We start from the raw sequence: 19,942 nt of genomic DNA, 5'->3' as shown, positions 1-19,942 counted from the left end.
TCGAACCGTGATCGAAGCAAGTGCGTCGACGCTGTGATCTCGCGCGCGTCGACACCAGAATAATCCCATGTTCCAATGGCCATAGGTCGGTCGACGATCGGGGGTTTGCGAGTGGGTGAGGAGACGACGGGCGGCGTCGTCGACGCCGAACAACTGGCGCAGCGCTACCGATCGCTGATCGAGCACACGCCGGACGGTATCTGCGTGCACGAGAACGGCATCGTCGTCTACGTCAACCAGGCCACCGTCCGGCTGCTCGCCGCCCGTAGCGCCGACGAGGTCGTCGGCCTGCCGCTCACCCGATTCGTCCACCCCGACTCGATCCCCGCCATGCGGGAACGCATCGAGCTGCTCACCAGCACGGGCACCGCTTCGGTGCCCACCGAGATGCTGTTGTTGCGCACCGACGGCGAGACGGTGCCGGTCGAGACGGTCTCGGTGCTCATCCCCTGGCACGATCACTTCGCCTACCAGGTGGTCATCCACGATCTGACCGCGCAGCGCGCCGCCGAGGACGCCCAGCGCCGCGCCGAGCAGCACTTCACCACCGTGGTCTCCCAGCTGGAGGAGGGCGTGGTCGTCATCGATCGTGGCGGACGCATCGAGTCGGCGAACCCCGCGGCGCACCGCATCTTCGGCGGCGACGAACGCCACGGCGACCTCGTCGGGCGCACCATCGACGAGCTACCGATGGTGCTGCTCGACGCCAACGCCCAGCCGCTGCCGCCCAGCAGGCATCCGATGGCGCGCACCCTGGCCACCGGCGAGACCATCACCGGCTACATCTTCGGCGTCGACCGCAGGGACGGGCAGCGGCGCTGGCTCTCGGGCAGCAGCAGGCTGCTCAACCCCGGCGACCCGGACTCCCCTGCCGTCTCCTCCTTCGCCGACATCACCGAATTCCGCGCCAGCCGACGGCAATTGGAGTACCAGGCGACGCACGACTCGCTGACCGGCCTGGCCAACCGCTCGCTGATCCTGTCGCAGCTGGCCAACGCGCTGGCCACCAGCGAGGACCTGCCCTACTCGACGGTGCTGTTCATCGACCTGGACGGGTTCAAGGCGATCAACGACACCCTCGGCCACGCCATCGGCGACACGGTGTTGCAGATCGTCGCGCAGCGGTTGCAACGCGCGCTGCGCGCCGACGACCTGGTCGGGCGGCTCGGCGGCGACGAGTTCCTCGTCCTGCTCTCCGGCCGCACCCGGCGGGTCGACCTGGACGCGCTCGTCAACCGGCTGCGCTCCACCATGTCCGAGCCGATCATCGCGCGCGGGCACCGCATCGCGGTCGACGCCTCGGTCGGCGTCACCGAACTCACCCCCGGCGACCACCGCACTCCCGAGGCCGTGCTGCACGACGCCGATGTCGCCATGTACCAGGCCAAGCCGCCCGGCCAGCGCGACACCGGTGTCGCCAAGGGCCGCACCAACAACACGCACGCGTCCTGAAAGTCACCGCATGATCGTCGAACACGCCCTGCTGCCGGTCCGGCCGGAACTGACCGCCGCCTTCGAAGCCGCCTTCGCCGAGGCGCGGCCGCTCATCGCGAGCATGCCCGGCTTCCGCTCGCTGTCGCTCTCGCGCTGCGTCGAGGCGCCGGGCACCTATCTGCTGCTGGTGGAGTGGGAGCGGCTGAGCGACCACGTGGACGGCTTCCGGCGGTCGCCGGAGTACGAGCGCTGGAAGGCGCTGCTGCACCATTTCTACGAACCGTTCCCGGTGGTACAGCACTTCGAGCCGGTGCGCACTGAGCCGGTTTCGGTGGCCCCACCTGCGGTTACGGCAGGTGCGCCGAACTCGCAGTAGACTCGACAACTCTGTTTTCCGACGTGCGCGCGGGATCGGCGCGCGCGTTCGCCCCTTCGCGGTGACAAGGAGTCCAGTTTGCCCGACCGCCTCGCCCACGACCGTGCCGTCACCGACGGTGCGGTCGAGCGGCCCCGCGAAATCGACAAAGAACAGGCGTACCTCTCGGTGCTCTACGAGCGGCTCGACGGTATGCGCGAGTACGCCAAGAACCGGCTGCGCACCGTGCTGCTGGAGACCGGAGGCACCCCGCAGGCGCGCAGCGAGCGCGAGTCGTTCACCCAGCTCTACTCCGAGGATCTGGCCAAGTACGACGCGGCCGAGCACGGCCTGTGTTTCGGCCGCATCGACCTCGACGGTGACGAGCCGCGCTACATCGGGCGCCTCGGCATCCTGGACGAGAAGGACGACTACGCCACCCTGCTGCTGGACTGGCGCGCGCCGCTGGCCCGCCCGTTCTACCTGGCGACCACCGCGACGCCGGACGGCGTGACCCGGCGCCGCCACATCCGCACCCGCAACCGGCGGGTCACCGCGGTCAACGACGAATACCTGGACCTCGCGGCCGCCGACCAGGCGGGCACGATCGAATCCGACGGCGGCGTCGGCAGCGAGAGCGCGCTGCTCGCGGCGCTCAACGCGGCCCGGACGGGCCACATGAACGACATCGTCGAGACCATCCAGAGCGAGCAGGACGCGATCATCCGCTCCGAGCACAAGAGCGTGCTCGTGGTCCAGGGCGGGCCGGGCACCGGCAAGACCGCGGTCGCGCTGCACCGCGCGGCCTACCTGCTCTACACCTATCGCCAGCAGCTGGCCAAGAGCGGCGTGCTGATCATCGGACCGAACGCGACCTTCCTCGACTACATCGGTCAGGTGCTGCCCTCCCTCGGCGAGACCGGCGTGCTGCTGTCCACCATCGGCGACCTCTACCCCGGCGTGAAGGCGACCCGCGAGGATTCGCTGCGCGCCGGCCAGATCAAGGGCGCGCTGAGCATTCTCGAGGTACTCAAGCAGGCGGTCCGCGACCGGCAGGAGGTGCCTGCCGAACCGATCCGGCTGAGCTTCGACGGCTACCCGGTGACGCTGGACAAGAAGATCGCGACCAAGGCGCGCGGCCGGGCCCGGTCCTCGCGCCGCCCGCACAACCTGGCCCGGCCCATCTTCGCGAGCTCGGTGATCGACGCGCTCACCGATCAGCTGGCCCAGACCATGGGCGCCGATCTCTCGGGCGGGCCGAGCCTGCTGAGCCGCACCGACCTCGCCGAGATCCGCGACGAGATGAAGTCCGATCCCGGCGTGCAGGCGGCCATCGGGCGGCTGTGGCCGATTCTGTCACCGCAGGAGGTGCTTGCCGATCTGCTGGCCGACCCGGCGCGGCTGGACCGCGCGGCGGCGAGCCTGAGCCCTGAGGATCGTGCGGAACTGGTCCGCCCCGACGACGGCGAGTTCAGCGCCGCCGACGCGCCCCTGCTCGACGAACTCGCCGAGCTGCTCGGCGTGGACGACACCGAGGAGCGGGAGCGGTCCCGCCGCCGCTGGCGCGCGCAGCTGGCCGAGGCGCAGGACGCGCTGGACATCCTCACCGGCTCGGCGCCGCAGGATCTCGAGGACGAACTCGATCCGGAGATCCTGATGGCCTACGACCTGATCGACGCGAGCCAGCTGGCCGAGCGCCAGGACGTGCGCGCCAGGCAGACCACCGCCGAACGCGCGGCGGGCGACCGCACCTGGACCTACGGGCACGTCATCGTGGACGAGGCGCAGGAGCTCTCGGAGATGGCGTGGCGCATGGTGATGCGGCGCATCCCGAACCGCTGGGTCACCGTCGTCGGCGACGTGGCCCAGACCGGCGACCCTGCGGGCGCCTCGTCCTGGCAGCGGATGCTGGAACCCTATGTGGCGCAACGCTGGAAGCGCACCGAGCTGACGGTGAACTACCGCACGCCCGCCGAGATCATGGCGGTCGCCGCGGATGTGCTCGCGGTGATCGACCCGGAGGCCAAAGCGCCGCGTTCGGTCCGCGAGACCGGGAATCCGCCGCTGGCGCACCGGGTCGACGTGGCCGAATTGTCCAGCGCGGTAGGGCGTTTGGTGGCCGCCGAGCAGGGGCCGGGCACCACCGCGGTGATCGCGCCGCACCCGCTGGTCGGCGAGCTGGCCGACCTCGCCGGGGAGTCGGTGCGAGTACTGACGGTGCACGACGTCAAGGGCCTGGAGTTCGACGCGGTGTTCCTGGTGGAGCCCGCGCGAATTCTCGCGGAATCGCCGCGCGGGATGAACGATCTGTATGTGGCGCTGACCCGCGCCACCCAACGGCTCACGGTGGTGCACAGCGAGGATCTGCCGGAGGTGTTGGCGGCGCTGGGTTGATCTGAAAGCTGGAGCCGGCAGGGGGTCGTCGTCCGCTTCGCCGGGCGGCGACCACCGGGCCCCGCCTCGGCGACCACGCTTCGACGCGACCGCCGAACGCACGAAAGCTCCGCACCGCACCCGAACGGGCGATACGGAGCTTCCGCAGAGGCTCTCGGGCGTGCTGTCGGACGAAGTCCGCCCTCAGCCCGCGCACGGTCAGAGCGCGAAGGCGGAGGTACGCCTACCGGACGGTGTGCACGATGAGCACGTCCGTGCGAGACTTGCGCGCCACATCGGAGGGCACCGAGCCGAGCAGGCGGCCGGCCAGGGTGTTCAGGCCCCGGTTACCGACGACCAGCAGATCGGCCTGGGTCTCCTTGATCAGGTTGAGCAGCGACTCCACCGGCTCACCGACGATGGCGCGCTCGACGATCTCCTTGGCGCCCGCGGCCGTCGCCTTGTCCCTGGCAGTGCGCAGGATCTCGTTGGTCGGGGCGGAACCGCGCACCTGGTAGGCCTCGTCCTTGAGCACGTCCGCCGCGGCGGCGACGTCACGGTCGTCGGTCGGATAGTAGGCGCAAGCCACGATCAGGGTGGAGCCGGCATCGCCAGCCAGTGCCGCAGCCTTCTCGACGGCCTTGTACGACGACTCCGATCCATCGGTACCGACGACAATGGTCCGGTAGGCGGTCATTTCTCCTCCAACTGTGCGGGTCGGGTGCCGACGTCCAGCGTCCCAGCAAGTCGGGCACCGGCGCGGCGACTGCGCTCGACCATAGCCGCTATCCGGGCGGAAACAGCAGAAATCGCAACACATCACACTCGCCCATGCCGGGCTTTTCGCTCCGGCGTTCGATCACCGAATGCGGTGGAGCCTTGGCGACCTGCGTGGATTCAATTTCTCGCGGATAATCCTGTGATTCTTCACAACCACCATGAACGTTCTTGCGCGCCTGGGATATTCATCACAGGATACCGTCGCGCGGCGTGCGCCACACCGCCGCGCGGCGCCTCGGCGCCTACCCCCGCTGAGCTCTTGACCAGTTGTGTTGGGTCTTGCCGCGGCGGCTCGCCCGCGCATCGTGGCCTCCGCGCCCCTCCGAATATTCGCTTATCGGCGGGATTCACCGGCCGTCGCACCGACCAAATCGGACGCCGTGCGCAGCGAATGCCTCGCGTACTCCAGCGGCGCCATTCCGATCTCCGCGGTGAACTCACGAGAGAAATGCGCCTGATCGAAATAGCCCAGTTCGACAGCGAGCGCGGCCAAATCCCCGACCCAGCCCTTGGCGAGCAGATCCGCGCCATCCTGCAGCCGATAGCGGCGAAGCACCCATTTCGGGCCCGCGCCGACGTAGCGACGGAACATCCGCTGCAGGGTGCGCACCGGAACCCCGAAGCGCTCGGTGATCTGGTCCACCCTGGTGAGCGCGCGGTCGTGCTCCATGGCGTGCACGATGCGCGTCACCAGCTGGAAGGTGGGATCCTCGCCGCCCGCGCGCGGCGCGAGGAAATCCTCGATCAGCACGCGTCGGTCCTCGTCGGATTCGGCGGCCAGCACCCGTTCGGCGAGCCCCTCGGCGTCCGGGAACACCTCGGTGATCGGCAGGGAGCGATCGCGGAGAGAACCGACGTCCATGCCGGTGAAGGCGCCGAACCCGCCCGCGCGAAACCGTGCGCCGAAGGTCAGCCCGCGGCCTGTCAGCTCGCGGGTGTACTTGGCGGTGCACACTCCGGTCACGAAGCCGCCGACACGGTGCGCGGAGTGTTCGAAGGTGATGTTCACGCACGGGAACGACAGCACCTCGGCGACGTACGGCGGGCGATCGCGCAAATCCCAGTGCACGACCCAGTACCAGTCCACGAACTCGCCGACCCGCGGCCCGGGCTCGAGCCGTTTCAGGCTGCGATGCCGAGACTGCTCCCGCGGGTGCAGGATTCCCTTCTCGCTGTCCAGCGGCGTCCGTTCGTCAGCGACCATCGCGCGCCCTCCCCGGAGGTTGTCGCTTTCTTACAAGATCGGGCGCGACCGCCCTGACAGAGTCGAAGTCATGACGACATCGGTGAACCCCATCCCCTCCGGCTACCACTCGATCACCTGTTTCCTCGCGGTCGCCGACGCGAACAAGGCCATCGAGTTCTACTCCGCGGTCTTCGGCGCGAAGGTGCTCAGCCGCAACGATCTGCCCGACGGGCAGCCCGCGCACGCCGAACTCCAGATCGGCGACTCGACGCTGCAACTCGGTATGCCCATGCCCGCCAACGGTGTTCAGGCCCCGAACGGCGAGTGGGTGCACACCTCGATCGTGCACTACTGCCCCGACGTAGACGCCGTCGTCCAGCGCGCGATCGAGCACGGCGCCCGCAGCGCCGAGGAGCCGCAGACCTTCGTCACCGGCGACCGCTTCGGCGTCGTGATCGACCCGTTCGGTCATCGGTGGGCGGTGATGACCCGGGTCGAGGACGTCCCGCACGAGGAGGCCCAGCGCCGCATCGAGGAGTGGATGGCCTCGCAGAGCTGACGCCGCGACGGACGCCATCCCGACTCAGCTCAGTCCGGCGGCGTCCATGCCGCGCAGTTCCTTCTTCAGGTCGGCGATCTCGTCGCGCAGCCTGCCCGCCAGCTCGAACTGCAGCTCGCGGGCCGCGTTCATCATCTGCGCGGTGAGTTCGCCGACCAGGTCGGCGAGTTCGGCGCGCGGCATCGACTTGATGTCGCGGCCCTCGAAGACGCCCGCGCTGACCGCGCGCCCTGGTTCGCCCTGTGCCCGCCTGCCACGGCTGGCGTTGCGACCGGAGCCGCCGACCTCGACCTCGTCGGCCTCCCGGTACACCTGGTCCAGGATGTCGGCGATCTTCTTGCGCAACGGCTTCGGGTCGATGCCCATCTGCTCGTTGTAGGCGATCTGCTTGGCCCTGCGCCGCTCGGTCTCCTCGATCGCGTGGCGCATGGAGTCGGTGACGGTGTCGGCGTACATGTGCACCTCGCCGGAGACGTTGCGGGCCGCGCGGCCGATGGTCTGGATGAGGCTGGTGCTGCTACGCAGGAAGCCCTCCTTGTCGGCGTCCAGGATGGCGACCAGCGACACCTCCGGCAGGTCGAGGCCCTCGCGCAGCAGGTTGATGCCGACGAGCACGTCGTACTCGCCGAGGCGCAGCTGGCGCAGCAACTCGACGCGGCGCAACGTGTCGATCTCCGAGTGCAGGTAACGCACCCGCACGCCGAGCCCGAGCAGGTAATCGGTGAGGTCCTCGGCCATCTTCTTGGTCAAGGTGGTGACCAGCACCCGCTCGTCCCGGTCGGTGCGCTGCCGGATCTCGTGCACCAGGTCGTCGATCTGCCCCTTGGTCGGCTTCACCACCACCTGCGGATCGACCAGGCCGGTCGGGCGGATGACCTGCTCGACCACCTCGCCACCCGCCTGCCCCAGCTCGTACGGGCCCGGGGTCGCGGAAAGGTAGACCGTCTGCCCGATGCGATCGGCGAACTCCTCCCAGGTGAGCGGGCGGTTGTCGATCGCGGACGGCAGCCGGAAGCCGTACTCGACGAGATTCCGTTTGCGCGACATGTCGCCCTCGTACATGCCGCCGATCTGCGGCACGGTGACGTGCGACTCGTCGATGACGAGCAGGAAGTCCTCGGGGAAGTAGTCGAGCAGCGTCGCGGGGGCCGACCCGGCCGGGCGGCCGTCGATGTGGCGCGAGTAGTTCTCGATGCCGGAGCAGAACCCGACTTGCCGGATCATCTCCAGGTCGTACTGGGTGCGCATGCGCAGCCGCTGCGCCTCCAGCAGCTTGCCCTGGCGCTCGAACTCGGCCAGGCGCTCCTCGAGCTCCTGTTCGATGTCGCGGGTCGCGCGCTCCATGCGTTCGGGCCCGGCCACGTAGTGGGTGGCCGGGAAGATCCGCACCATGTCCACCTTGCGCACCACGTCGCCGGTCAGCGGGTGCAGATAGTAGAGCTCCTCGATCTCGTCGCCGAAGAACTCGATGCGCACCGCGAGCTCCTCGTAGGACGGGATGATCTCGACGGTGTCGCCGCGGACGCGGAACGAGCCGCGGGTGAACGACAGGTCGTTGCGGGTGTACTGCACGTCGACGAGCAGCCGGAGCAGCGCGTCCCGGTCGATCTCGCTGCCGACCTCGAGCTGCACCGAGCGGTCCAGGTAGGACTGCGGCGTGCCGAGGCCGTAGATGCAGGACACCGAAGCGACCACCACCACGTCGCGCCGGGACAGCAGACTCGAGGTCGCCGAGTGGCGCAGCCGCTCCACGTCGTCGTTGATCGAGCTGTCCTTCTCGATGTAGGTGTCGGTCTGGGCGATGTACGCCTCGGGTTGGTAGTAGTCGTAGTACGAGACGAAGTACTCGACCGCGTTGTGCGGCAACATCTCGCGCAACTCGTTGGCCAGCTGCGCGGCGAGCGTCTTGTTCGGCGCCATCACCAAGGTCGGGCGCTGCAACTTCTCGATGAGCCACGCCGTGGTGGCCGACTTGCCGGTGCCGGTGGCGCCGAGCAGGACCACGTCGCGCTCGCCCGCCTTGATCCTGCGCTCCAGCTCCGCGATGGCCGCGGGCTGATCGCCCGCCGGCTGGTGCTCGCTGACCACCTGGAACTGTCCCTCGGTGCGCTCGATGGCGCCGACGGGACGGAACTCCGAATGGGCGAGCGGGGTCTCGCCCTCGGCGGGAATCTCGGTAGCGAAAGCCATGACAACCAGCGTAGGCGCAGGCACCGACAGATTTCGCGGCTCGGTGACCCGGCGCACGCGGGGGGCCTTCGAGTGGGGCCGAACTCCCCTCCTGCTCGGCCCCACTCCCGGCGGAGCGGAAACCGAACGGAACACTCTTGCCTGGGCCGCGGTCCAGGATATCGACCACAGTTATCGGTTGGCAAATCCTGTAATTTCAATTTTCAATTACCGGCCGCCACCTGCTTCGACCGCGGCCGCGCGTCGAATCCGTCGCATCGACCACCCGCACGCGCGCAGGACTCGACGGAACGGCCGGGACGGTAGATTCTGACTGCATGACACAGGCACCAGCAGTGAACGTGCACCGACCCAAGGTCGAGTACTTCGATGTCGCGAGCCTGACCAACACGGACCCCAAGGGGTTCGTGCGTCCGGTCGAGCGCTATCGCGTCGAACCGTGGGGCCTGTACATGGCGCGCACCGCCGACCACCCGCAGTTCCACTACATGGAGTCCTGGCTGTTGCCCGAACTCGGCCTGCGCGCAACGGTTTTCCACTACAACCCCGCGCATCGGCGCGACCAGGACTACTACCTCGATCTCGGCGAGTTCACCAGGATCGAACCGAAGAAGTGGCGGTCGGTCGACCACTACCTCGACATCGTGGTGCGCTCGCAGCGCGAGACGATCCTGCTCGACGTGGACGAACTGCTCGCCGCGCACGCCGCGGGCCTGATCGGCGCGGCCGAGGCGGAGGCCGCCATCCAGCACGCGACCGCCGCGATCGACGGCATCGCCAAGCACGGCCACTCCCTCGACGACTGGCTCGCCACCTACGACATCGAGCTGACCTGGCTCTGACCGCCGCGACCCGACCGCAAAACGCCGATCGCCCGGGGGGACATGCTCCCGCCGGGCGATCGCCTCGACTGCGCTCGACGACCTCGGTCACCGAGCCGCGCCGGTTTGCGACGCGCTTGCTCACCCGCCCCGATGGCCCCGCGGCCACGAAGAACCACTCCGTGAAGGAGAAATGCGGGAAATTCTGGGACGGCCGTTCGGTCGGCGATCAAGATCGACGAGAAGAAATGCGGCCCATCGGCGCCGGTTACCCCGCGGTATCGATATCGACGGGCGACCGGATATGACCCCCGCCACTCCACGAACACAGCATCCGACTTTCCGGAGAATTTTCGGTGAAGTAGTCCGAAATGGGGTATTCGCGCCGTCGACCGTCAGCCGACCACCCGGCGATAGACCGCGTCGAACCACGGTTCCTTCACCGCGTAATACGCCTCCGACGCGGCCTCGCCGGTGAGCCCGGCCGCCTTGGCCTCCGCCTCGCACTTGACCGCGAGGTACTCCTCGCGCGCCGCCGCGTCCGCGCGCAGCCAGTCGCGGAACGCCAGGGCGAACCGCTGCCCCGGCGACCCGTCCACACGGATGTGCACGTTGGCGATGCGGCCCGGATCGGCGTTGCCGTGCAGCCGCTTGGCCCAGCGGGCGGTATCGGTCCCGTCCGGGTCGCCCTCGGTCGGCTTCGGGTTGTCCTGCGTCACATGCGCTTTCACCGGGAAACCCGCCGCGCCGAGCGCGTCGCGCAGCCCGTCGGCCGCCGCCAGGTCGGCCACGGTGACCTGCAGATCCAGCACGTCTTTCGCGGGCAGACCCGGCACCGCCGTGGAACCGATGTGATCGATGCGCGAGGCCGCCGCGCCGCAGGCCACCCATAGTCGTGCGATGAGCCGCTGCGCCTGCGCGGCCCATTCCGGATCGTGCGGCACCAGCCGCAGCTCCCGTCGCGCAGCGGGCGTCCCGGTGCGCAGGTTGCGCTCGAACGGCACCAGCCGCTCCTCCCACAGCTGGTGCACCGCCGCGTCGACCGCGCCCGCCGGGCCGCTGTTGTCCAGCAGGACGTCGGCCACCGCGCGCCGCTGTTCGTCCGTCGCTTGCGCCGAAATTCGAGCCCGCGCATCGGCTTCCGTAACGCCACGGAATTCCGCGAGACGACGAATTCGCGTTTCCGCGTCGACGTCGACGATCAACACCAGATTCATCAACGGCGCCAAACCATTTTCCACCAACAGCGGAATATCTTGGACGACAATGGCGTCCGCCGGGGCCGCCGAAATCAATTCCGCGGTGCGCTTTCCGACCAGCGGATGGGTAATGGAATTCAGGGTTGCGCGGGCCGCGTCGTCGGCGAACGCGACGGCCGCGAGCGCGGGGCGGTCCAGGCTGCCGTCCGCCGCGAGGATGCCGGGGCCGAACGCCTCGACCAAGGCCGCCAGCCCCTCGGTGCCCGGCGCGACGACCTCCCTGGCGATCAGGTCGGAATCGACGATCACCCCGCCACACTCGGCGAGGATCCGCGCCACCGTCGACTTGCCAGCTCCCATGCCTCCGGTGAGGCCGATCCGCAACATTCGTTCAGTTTCGCATCCGCCGCGCACGCCCGGCCGACCGCCCGCCGGCGGCCCTTCCGGGGGCACACCACGCGAACGAGCGGATTACCCACTCACTCCGTTCAATTCACACACGGCGGCCCCAATTGCCCGTTCCGTGACGCGGCCGAGACCGATTCGCAACATTTACGCCGCGGCCGCGGAGCGACCCGACAACTTTCCGACACGCCGAGGCAATTACTTCCGCAAAATACTGTGTTCCACACTTTCGTTCCGCTAATCTTCGCCGTGGCGATCCAGGCCAGTACCAGCAAGCAAAGGAAATCCATTGGGCACCAGAATCAACCAGACGGGTCGCCACCGCCTGGGCATGGCGGGCGGGGTGCATTGCCTCGAGATCCCCGCCGTCGCGGCCGCGCTCGCCGAGCACCGCCGCTCTTGGTTCACCGCATTGATCAGTCCGGCCCGCCACAGCTTCGCGGCCATGCGAAAACGCTCCACCGTGGCCACGGCCTACTGGGTACCAGCGACCGCCAGCTGACCTTGTTCCACGACGATGGCCCAGCCGCTCGGCTGGGCCATTCGCGTGCGCCGAGGCGGGCTCAGAGCTGAGCGCCCTCCACGACGGCGGTGAACTCGCGGACCTCGGCGCGGAATCGGGCAAGACCCTCCCGGTCGAGGCCGGTGGCGTCGGCGATCTTCCTCGGGACCTCCCTGGCCCGGTCGCGCAGCGCCGCACCGGCCTCGGTCGGCCGCACCAGCACCGAGCGCTCGTCCTCCGCGGAACGCACCCTGCTGATCAGCCCCGTGGTCTCCAGCCGCTTCAACAACGGCGACAGAGTCCCCGAGTCGAGGTCGAGCGCCTCGCCCAGCTCTTTCACCGTCACGGTTTCGCGCTCCCACAGCACCAACATCACCAGGTACTGCGGGTAGGTCAGCCCGAGGTCGTCCAGCATCGGCCGGTAGAGCCGCGTGAGCGCCCGCGAGGCGGCGTACAGCGCGAAGCACACCTGGTTGTCGAGCTGGAGCTCGGTCGTCTGTGTCATTGTCACCACCTCTTTTTCGAAGGTAGTAGCCGATTCAGTGGCCTGCAATTCACCCGGCGCGATCCGGCGTTGGCGAAAGTGCGATCTTCGCATTGCGACCTGGGCGTTCGCTGGCGGCCGCCGCTTCGGCCGCGTGCTCGAGCGAGTGCACCGCCGCGATGGTCAGCCGCAGTTCACCACTCGCGGCCAGCTCGACCAGCTCGCGCAGCACCCTGGTGCGCTCGGCGGCGCCGATCTCCTGGGCCCGCCGGGAGCCCCAGAAGCCTTTCACCACAGCCTGTTTGAAGATGAGCGTGCCGGGCGAGATGGTCCACGGCTTGCCGGACAGCGCGCCGAAGGAGATCAGCTCACCGTTCGGCGCGAGCAGCTCGAGCAGGTCGGCGCCCGCCGGGCCGCCCACCTGATCCACGGCGCGCACGATCGGCGCCCCGCCGGTGGCCGCGGCGGCTTGGGCGAGCCAGCCGTCCGTCTCGGTGTCGATCACCGGTTCGTAGCCGAGTTCGCGCAGCGCACCCACCGACGCCTGACCGCGCACCAGATTCAGCACGCGCACGCCGCGGCGCCGCGCGAGCAGATTCAGCAGCCGCCCCACCGCGCCGTTCGCGGCGTTGATCACCACCCAGTCGCCCTCCCGCACGCGCAGATCGTCAAGCAGCACCGCGGCGCTGAACGGCATCGCGAGCAACTGGGCGGCCGTCTCGTCGTCGATCGAGTCGGGCACCGGCAGCGCCTGCGCCGCCTTGGCGACGAAGTACTCGGCCCACACCTCGGTCGCGCCGGAGACCGCCACCCGCTGGCCCACGGATCGGTCGGTCACGCCCTCGCCCACCGCGTCGATCCGTCCGACGCCCTCGGTGCCGGGGATCGCGGGCAGCGGCGGCCGGTAGCCGTAGACGCCGCGGATGATCGCGAGGTCGTGGTTGTGGATCGGCGCGAGATCCAGCGCGATCCGCACCTCGCCGGGACCAGGTTCGGGCAGCGGCCGGTCCGCCGTGGCCAGCACATCCTTCGGCTCCCCGAATTCTTCGATGACAACGGCTCGCACGTCCGCCTCCTTCGCTCGTAGTTTCGCGATACCGGATCCAGCGTAGACCACAATTAAATTGTGCCCAATCAAATCGAGCGTGGGTCGTGTCACCTTCCCAGCGGCGTTACCCAGCGGAGTCGTGCCCACACCCCCGCCACCCGGAGCGGGGTCCGGGTGACGAGGCGGGCACGGAATCAGTCCACCGGCGCGTCCCCCGCCGCCCGGCGCGCCGACCACGCGTCGATCACGCCGTTCAGCTGGGCGACCACCGTCGCGAGCCCCGACAGATCGCCGCCGATCTGGTACGAGCGCAGCTCGGCGGGCGCGGGCAGTTTCGCGACGATCTCGGGCAGGTTGGCGACCAGCGTGGCCTGGATGTTCGCGTCGTTCTGCGCGTTGGCGGTGGCGACGCGTTCCCGCTCGCGCTGTACGACGAGCAGCTCGCCCTCGTGTTCGGCGCGCTGCCGCGCCGTCGCCAGCGCCAGCTCGCCGTCCACTTCCATCCGGCGCAGTTCTTGGCGGAGGCGCAGGTTCTCGAGCTGCTCGGCGTGCTGTTCGCGTTCCAGCCGCACGGTGTGCAGCGCGGTCTGCTGCGCGAGTTCGGCGACCGCGCGCTGGTCGTCGTGTTCGCGCGTGGTGCGCCGCATCCGCTCCGCGGTCTCACGGTCGAAGCGCGCCGCCTCGTTGCGGTCGCGCAGCTGCGCGAGCTCGCGCTCGTTCTCGATGCGCCGTTCCTCGCCCGCCCGCTGCGCGGCCGCCTCCCTGGCCGAGATCGCTTCCTGAGCGGTGAGTTCCGCCAGCCGCGCGACCTGAGTCTGTTCGGTGCGGTAGGGCTTCTGCAGGTTCTCCCACAGTGTCGAGGAACTGACCACCGCCTCTTTGATCTGCACGGTGACGATCCGCAGTCCGAGCCCGCGATCACCGCCGCCGGTCTGCTCGTCACCGCTGCCTTCGGCGACGGCGCGCAGACGGGCGGTCAGTTCCTCGATGATGGGCTGCTTGTCGCTGAGCACGTCGCGCACACCCATCGTGGACACCTTGTCCTTGATGGCGGCCTCGGCCTGCTCGCGCAGCTGAATGTTGACCAGCCGCATGGGATCGTCGGCATCGGAGAAGTCGAGCTTGCGGTACGCGGTGCCGAAATCCTCGATGATCCATTGCACGTAGCCCTGCACCAGCACGCCCTGCAACTCCCGGCAGATGCAGTAGGCGTTGATCAGGATGGTCTGCATCGCGCCCGGCACCACGAGATAGGAGTCGGTGGCCGGGTACCGGAACGACACACCCAGCCCGATGTGCAGCGGTTCCGCGCGCCCCCGCCTGGTGTGCACGACGAAGGCGTTGGGCGGCACCAGCACCGTGCGCCACCGCCAGAATCCGGTGACCCGCACCTCCACCGGTCCGGTGCCCTGTCCCTGAGCACTCGGGCCGACCCGAGCGGACCGTTTCGCCAGCGGGCTGCGCGGCTGCGGCGGAGCGCCGGGCGCGGACGGCGCCGGCGCTCCCACGGCCGCGGGCTTGCGCGTGCGCAGATCGTCCTCCAGCGCCGCTTGCTGCGCCACGACCTGGTCGAGATAGGTGTTCTTGACCGGATTACTCCCCATGGCCGGGCACACTACCGGCGAATCCGCCCGCTCCCAACACTTTTCGTTCCGCGCAGGGCACGGAGCTCAACTCGCGGCGGACAGCGCCTCCGGCGCTCGCTCGCCGAGTCCGCCGACCCGCCGCAGAAAACTGCGCCAGACCAGCGCCGCGGTGGCGCCGAACCCGACGCACAGCCCGAGCCAGACCCCGGGCCCGCGCCAGTCCACCGCGAACCCGCACACCGCCATCGCGGGCACACCGAGGGCGAAGTAGCCGACCAGGGTGTTGCGCAGCCCGGCCTTGGTCTCGCCGATGCCGCGCAACAGCCCGATGCACAGGTTCTGCGAACCCTTGCAGTACTGCTGGACGATGGCGAACCAGAGCAGCGTCGAGGCCGCCGCGACCACCGCCGCGTCGTCGCGGTCACCGCCGAGGAACGGCGCGAGCACGGCGGCGGGGAAGAGCACGTAGCCGATGCCGACGACGGTCATGAATCCGAAGCCGAGCGCGAACGTGCGCCGCGCGATCCCCGCGACCATCGCCCACTCGCCCCGGCCGACGGTACGGCTGACCAGAATCGAAGCGCCTTGGGACAGACCGATGTTCACCTGGTACACGATGTAGGCCAGCTGGTTCACGATATTGCTCGCCGCGAGCGCCACCGGCCCGAACACACCCATCAGCAACGTGGCGACCGAGGTGACGGCGGCTTCCGCGCCGTAGGTCAGGGCGATGGGCGTACCCATCCGCACGATCCGCCGCATCGTCTCGCGGTCGGCCCGCCATGCGCGCAGCGAAAGCAGCTCACCGAGCATCGGATCGCGCCGCACGGTCGCGAAATACGTGGCGCAGGTCCATATCTGGACCAGCGTGGTGGCCAGGCCGATGCCCGCGAGCCCCAGCTTCGGCAGGCCGAACCAGCCGAACAGGAACAGCGCGTTCAGCAGCGCGTTGACCGCGATGGAGAGCAGCGTGACGCGCAGCAACGACCCGGCGCGCCGCATGCCGACGGCGAACTGCCGCAGCACGTTCAGCCACAGCATCGGGATCAGACCGGGTGCCAGCGTCCAGATGATGGGCCTGGCCAGTTCCAGCACGTCGGGATCCTGGCCGAGCCAGGCCAGCGCGTAACCCAACCCGATCAGCGTCACCGCGCCCGCCGCGGCCGTGCCGGTGGCGACAGCCAGCGCGGCGCGCACGTACCCGCGGATCTCGGCGCGCGCTGTCTCGTCGAGATCCGCCGTGCCCGTGCGCTTCTCGCCGCGACCGACAGCCGCGGCGATCATGTTGCCCACACCGGTGACCATCCCGACGCACATGGTGCGCAACTGGTTGTACAGCAGCAAGGCGAGTCCACCCGCCGCCACCGCGGCAACCCCGAGCAACCCCATCATCGCCAGGTCGACGGTGGTCAGCGCGACCTGCGCCAGCTGGATCCCCGCGATCGGCGCGGCCAGCGCCACGATCGCCCGGTAGTCCGCCCAGTGCGACGAGAAACGAAATGCCATGACCGCCTCAGCTTCCCGTGCGCGCGCTGTCGAACTCCGCCAGCCGCAGCGATTCGTCGTAGGCCGCGAAGAGACGGCCGATGCGCCGCTGGGCCGCCTCGTCGTAGAGCCCGCGTGCCACCAGCCACTCCTCGTCGTACACCGTGTCCAGGTACTTCTCCCCCGCGTCGCAGACCAATACCACCACGGTGGCGCCCGCGGGCAGGTGCACGAGGCGGCCGAGCGCGGCGAACACCGCCGCGCCCGCGGTGCCGCCGACCAGAATGCCCGTACGCCGCGCCACGACGCGCGCGGTGGCGAACGCCTCGCGGTCGCCGACCCGGCAACTCTCGTCGATGGCTTCGTACTTCACATTGCCGCCCACCGGGAATCCGGCCGGGCTGCCCGCGCCGGTCTGCCAGTACGGCCCGCCCGCGCCGCCGAAGATGATCGAACCGACCGGCTCGACGCCGATCGCGGACACCCCGGACCCCAGCCTGCGCAGCTCTTCGACGGTGCCGCACAGCGATCCGCCCGTGCCCACCGCGCCGACCAGGTAATCGACGTCGGTGTGCAGATCGGACAGCAGTTCGCCGGCCAGCTCGCGATAGCCCGCGTTGTTGTGCGGGTTGTTGTGCTGATCGGGACGAAAAGCGCCGGTGCGCTCGGCGATCTCGGCCGCGACCCGGCGACGTTCCACCGTGCTCGGACCGCCGGTGTCGTCGCCCGCCACGCGGACCAGCCGCGCACCCATCGCCTTCATGGCGCGCAGTTTGTCCTCTGCGGCGTGATCGTCGACGACGGCGGTGAACGCGTAGCCGCGTTCGAGCGCCAACAGCGCCAGACCCGTTCCGGTGTTGCCCGAGGTCGGTTCGACGATGTGGCCGCCGGGTCGCAGGTGTCCTTCCCGCTCGGCTTGCAGCACCATCTCGCGCGCCATGCGCACCTTGGCCGAGCCGGTCGGGTTGAACCCTTCGAGCTTCAGCAGCAGGCGCGTCCCGGAACCGGTGCGCACCAGTTCCAGCAGCGGTGTGGCGCCGATCAACTCCGAGGCGTTGCGCACCACGTTCTCCCGCGGTCGCGGCAGCCTCGTCGTCATCGGTCCAGCCTCCAGCGCAGTCGGCCCGCCTCCTCGGTCACCACGACCTTCGGCGGCAACGGCAGCTGATGGAACTCGCTCTCGTTCTTGTCCATCTGGTACCCGGCGGTGTTCGGATACAGCAGTAGGTCACCGTATTCCGGACGCTGCGCCAGCGGTACTTTCCGCCAGGTGAGCACGTCGTACTCCATGCAGCTCGCACCGCCGACGCAGGAGGCGACGGGCCGCGCGGCGGGATCGGAATCGCGCGGCACCAGGATCGGGTCGGGCAGGAACTCGCTGCCCTTCCACTGTTCGGAGACGCTCATGCTCAGGCCCTGGACCGTGGTGATCCCGTAGTCCGCGTTCTGCTTGTAGCCGAGCACGGGGAAGACGGTGCACCCAGCGTCGATGAGCAGCGCGCGGCCCGGTTCGATAAATAGCTCGATACCGTTGTCGCGCAAGCGTTCCGCGAGTGCCCGCCCGTCGAACTCGGTGGCCAGGATGGCGTCGAGCATGGCCGGACCGGTCGGGCCTTGGTGATAGGGATAGAACTTGTCGAAAGTCTTGCCCGCGTGGAACCAGCCGGGGTTCCGCTCGGCTCGAAAACGGGCCCAATCCGCCTCGGCCAGATAACTGCACGCGAAACCGCCGCCGATCGAGATCGCCGAGATGGGCAGTCCCCGCGCCTTGGTCGAGGCGCACAACCCGATCAGCTCGTTGGCGAGTTCGGCGCGCGGTGCGACGGCGTATCCGTCCAGGTGGAAGGAGAATCCGATCAGTTCGACGACCGAGGCCAGTCGCGCGCACCGCGCGATCGCGTACTCGAGGTCGGCATCGGACAACCCGAAACGACTGTCCGGGGCGTTCGGCGGCAGCCGCCGCAGCAGTACCCGCGTCCGTCCGGCCGAGGTGGCGATCGCCGCGAGCCGCTCGAGCTCGTCGAGCGCGTCGATCGCTACCACGCAGTCGTGCCTGGCCGCGAGGCGCAGCAGCCCGGCACTTTTCGCGGCTCCGGTGACGCCGATGTCGCGGCCGCGCACGCCGTGCGCGAGGGCGTGCACGAGTTCGGGTTCGCTGGCCACATCGACCGCACCGTCAAGCTCGGCCACCGCGTCCAGCCAGCAGCCCGCCTTGTTGGCCTTCTTGCCGTAGTAGACGCGCCCCGCCACGCCCCGCGCGGCCAAGACATCGCGGAACCCGATCAGATTCGCCGCGAATCGATCCGGATACACGAGGTGGAACGGTCCGCCGACGGCGTGCTGGATGTCGAACAGAAACTCCGGCTCCGCGCGAACGCGGCGCAGCCAGGCCGGTTCCAGCGCGGGCAGCGAGGGGACGTCGAGCAGCGCGGTGTTCACGACCACAGCCGCACCCGCTGTCCGCGTCCGGCCGCGACCGCGCGGGTGGCCAGCGCGTGTGCCACCGGGATGTCGGTGATGATCATGCCGCTGGAGAACGCGAAGACTCGGTCGTCGTCCGAGCGGCGTCCGGGAGCGCGGCCCGCCACGATCTCCGGCAGTTCCGCGTCGATGGTGACGACGCCGTCGGGTCCCGCCAAACGCGTTCCGGTGACGCCCAATTGGCCCGCGCTGGTGGCGATGGCGTAGTCGGCCTCCCGCAGCGCGCCGCTCGCCACGCCCTTGCTGGCCACCGAGACGAGCAGTCCACCGGGCTTCAGCCAGTCGGTGCGGACCTGCGGATGCGCGGCGCGCCCCGAGGCGGCGACCACGATGTCGGACTCGGCGGCCGCGGCGGGCAGGTCCTCGACGAGTTCGACCTCGCGGTCCGGAAACCAGCGCCGCAGCGTGGCGATGCTCTCGGCGATGCCATCCGGGTGCGTGCCGAACAACCGCAGCCGCTTCAGCCCCGGCAGCGCGGTGAGCAAGTAGGGCAACGTGTTACGGCCCTGGACACCGGTGCCGATCATCAGGGCACTGGCGGCGTCCGGTTTGGCGCAGTGCGCGGCGATGATCGCGGTGGTCGCGGGTGTGCGCGCCGCGCCGATCCGCTGGCAGTCCATCAACGCGAAGGGCAGGCCGGTCGTGTCGTCGTAGAGCGTGATCGTCGTGTAGTACTTCTCGGCGCTCTGACTGCCCTGCCGATAGGAGGTCTTGAAGCCGACCTGCTCGAGCGAGCCGTCGTAGCCCAGCATCGAATACGACACCGCGTCGCGTTCGGTCTTCGGGATCGGCATCATCAGCTTCACCGGGCAGCTGGATTCGCCGCGCGCGTAGGCGCGGTAGCCGTCGGTCACCAGATCGATGACCTCGGCCGGGGTGAGATCGATGTCGGCCAGATCGGTGCGGGTCAGGATGTGCAGAGCGTTGGTCATGGAACTCCGATGTCGTAGTGCGGTGTTCGGCTTCGATCCGGGGGTCGGTGACGAAAAACGTTGCGGCAGCGCTCTTCCCGGAAGTGCGGCGAACCCGCTCAGCATGCTATCGGAATTTGACA

At 69.2% G+C, this 19,942-nt stretch carries 17 protein-coding genes; 6 read left to right on the top strand and 11 right to left on the bottom strand.

Going from position 1 to position 19,942, the window contains the following annotated elements:
• The first annotated feature begins 111 nt into the window (after positions 1-111).
• The 3 genes from FB390_RS31170 (at position 112) to FB390_RS31160 (ending at position 4,183) form a co-directional block, all read left to right on the top strand.
• The gene (locus FB390_RS31170) at positions 112-1,452 is read left to right on the top strand and encodes a diguanylate cyclase domain-containing protein (protein WP_246124490.1); all 1,341 of its coding nucleotides are present in this window, start codon (positions 112-114) and stop codon (positions 1,450-1,452) included.
• A gap of 10 nt (positions 1,453-1,462) precedes the next feature.
• Positions 1,463-1,810, top strand: a complete 348-nt coding sequence (locus tag FB390_RS31165) for an antibiotic biosynthesis monooxygenase family protein (protein WP_141812755.1) — start codon at positions 1,463-1,465, stop codon at positions 1,808-1,810.
• A gap of 78 nt (positions 1,811-1,888) precedes the next feature.
• Positions 1,889-4,183 carry a HelD family protein gene (locus FB390_RS31160; protein WP_246124489.1) on the top strand — a complete coding sequence of 765 codons (2,295 nt, stop codon included), beginning with the start codon at positions 1,889-1,891 and terminating at the stop codon, positions 4,181-4,183.
• Positions 4,184-4,406: 223 nt separating this feature from the next.
• Here FB390_RS31160 and FB390_RS31155 read toward each other — a convergent pair whose 3' ends face one another.
• Both FB390_RS31155 and FB390_RS31150 read right to left on the bottom strand, forming a co-directional pair.
• Positions 4,407-4,859: a universal stress protein gene (locus FB390_RS31155; RefSeq protein WP_141812754.1), complete on the bottom strand. Its 453-nt coding sequence runs from the start codon at positions 4,857-4,859 to the stop codon at positions 4,407-4,409.
• A 417-nt stretch (positions 4,860-5,276) separates the two neighbouring features.
• The gene (locus FB390_RS31150) at positions 5,277-6,146 is read right to left on the bottom strand and encodes a helix-turn-helix transcriptional regulator (RefSeq protein ID WP_141812753.1); all 870 of its coding nucleotides are present in this window, start codon (positions 6,144-6,146) and stop codon (positions 5,277-5,279) included.
• Positions 6,147-6,216: 70 nt separating this feature from the next.
• Here FB390_RS31150 and FB390_RS31145 point away from each other — a divergent pair, with 70 nt between their 5' ends.
• On the top strand, positions 6,217-6,687 hold the full coding sequence (locus tag FB390_RS31145; RefSeq protein WP_141812752.1) for a VOC family protein: 471 nt from the start codon (positions 6,217-6,219) through the stop codon (positions 6,685-6,687).
• Positions 6,688-6,711: 24 nt separating this feature from the next.
• Here FB390_RS31145 and uvrB read toward each other — a convergent pair whose 3' ends face one another.
• Positions 6,712-8,877 carry an excinuclease ABC subunit UvrB gene (uvrB, locus tag FB390_RS31140; protein WP_141812751.1) on the bottom strand — a complete coding sequence of 722 codons (2,166 nt, stop codon included), beginning with the start codon at positions 8,875-8,877 and terminating at the stop codon, positions 6,712-6,714.
• 317 nt (positions 8,878-9,194) lie between these two features.
• Between uvrB and FB390_RS31135 the strand changes: the two genes are divergently transcribed.
• On the top strand, positions 9,195-9,719 hold the full coding sequence (locus FB390_RS31135) for a ribonuclease FAU-1 family protein (protein WP_141812750.1): 525 nt from the start codon (positions 9,195-9,197) through the stop codon (positions 9,717-9,719).
• Positions 9,720-10,093: 374 nt separating this feature from the next.
• Here the strand turns inward: FB390_RS31135 and coaE are convergent, their stop codons facing one another.
• Positions 10,094-11,284 (bottom strand): dephospho-CoA kinase, encoded by a 1,191-nt coding sequence (gene coaE / locus FB390_RS31130; protein WP_141812749.1) that lies wholly within the window; start codon positions 11,282-11,284, stop codon positions 10,094-10,096.
• Positions 11,285-11,591: 307 nt separating this feature from the next.
• Here coaE and FB390_RS31125 point away from each other — a divergent pair, with 307 nt between their 5' ends.
• Positions 11,592-11,804 carry a hypothetical protein gene (locus FB390_RS31125; protein ID WP_141812748.1) on the top strand — a complete coding sequence of 71 codons (213 nt, stop codon included), beginning with the start codon at positions 11,592-11,594 and terminating at the stop codon, positions 11,802-11,804.
• Positions 11,805-11,865: 61 nt separating this feature from the next.
• Here FB390_RS31125 and FB390_RS31120 read toward each other — a convergent pair whose 3' ends face one another.
• The 7 genes from FB390_RS31120 to FB390_RS31090 all read right to left on the bottom strand — a co-directional run bounded on the left by FB390_RS31120 (position 11,866) and on the right by FB390_RS31090 (position 19,820).
• The gene (locus FB390_RS31120) at positions 11,866-12,309 is read right to left on the bottom strand and encodes a MarR family winged helix-turn-helix transcriptional regulator (protein WP_141812747.1); all 444 of its coding nucleotides are present in this window, start codon (positions 12,307-12,309) and stop codon (positions 11,866-11,868) included.
• 49 nt (positions 12,310-12,358) lie between these two features.
• Positions 12,359-13,354 carry a zinc-binding dehydrogenase gene (locus FB390_RS31115; protein WP_141812746.1) on the bottom strand — a complete coding sequence of 332 codons (996 nt, stop codon included), beginning with the start codon at positions 13,352-13,354 and terminating at the stop codon, positions 12,359-12,361.
• Positions 13,355-13,530: 176 nt separating this feature from the next.
• Positions 13,531-14,940 carry an SPFH domain-containing protein gene (locus FB390_RS31110; RefSeq protein WP_141812745.1) on the bottom strand — a complete coding sequence of 470 codons (1,410 nt, stop codon included), beginning with the start codon at positions 14,938-14,940 and terminating at the stop codon, positions 13,531-13,533.
• Between the two features lie 66 nt (positions 14,941-15,006).
• Positions 15,007-16,428, bottom strand: a complete 1,422-nt coding sequence (locus FB390_RS31105) for an MATE family efflux transporter (protein WP_141812744.1) — start codon at positions 16,426-16,428, stop codon at positions 15,007-15,009.
• A 7-nt stretch (positions 16,429-16,435) separates the two neighbouring features.
• Entirely contained in the window at positions 16,436-17,506 is a 1,071-nt protein-coding gene (locus FB390_RS31100; RefSeq protein WP_141812743.1) for a PLP-dependent cysteine synthase family protein, read from the bottom strand.
• Complete coding sequence (locus FB390_RS31095; RefSeq protein ID WP_141812742.1) at positions 17,503-18,852, bottom strand: alanine racemase; 1,350 nt, start codon at positions 18,850-18,852, stop codon at positions 17,503-17,505. Before FB390_RS31095 ends, FB390_RS31100 begins: the two co-directional genes overlap by 4 nt.
• Positions 18,843-19,820, bottom strand: coding sequence for an ornithine cyclodeaminase family protein (locus FB390_RS31090; RefSeq protein WP_141812741.1), 978 nt, complete (start codon positions 19,818-19,820; stop codon positions 18,843-18,845). Before FB390_RS31090 ends, FB390_RS31095 begins: the two co-directional genes overlap by 10 nt.
• Between the last annotated feature and the right edge of the window lie 122 nt (positions 19,821-19,942).

The organism is Nocardia bhagyanarayanae, from assembly GCF_006716565.1.
GTDB classification, from domain to species: domain Bacteria; phylum Actinomycetota; class Actinomycetes; order Mycobacteriales; family Mycobacteriaceae; genus Nocardia; species Nocardia bhagyanarayanae.
This window is presented reverse-complemented; position numbering and strand designations above follow the sequence as displayed.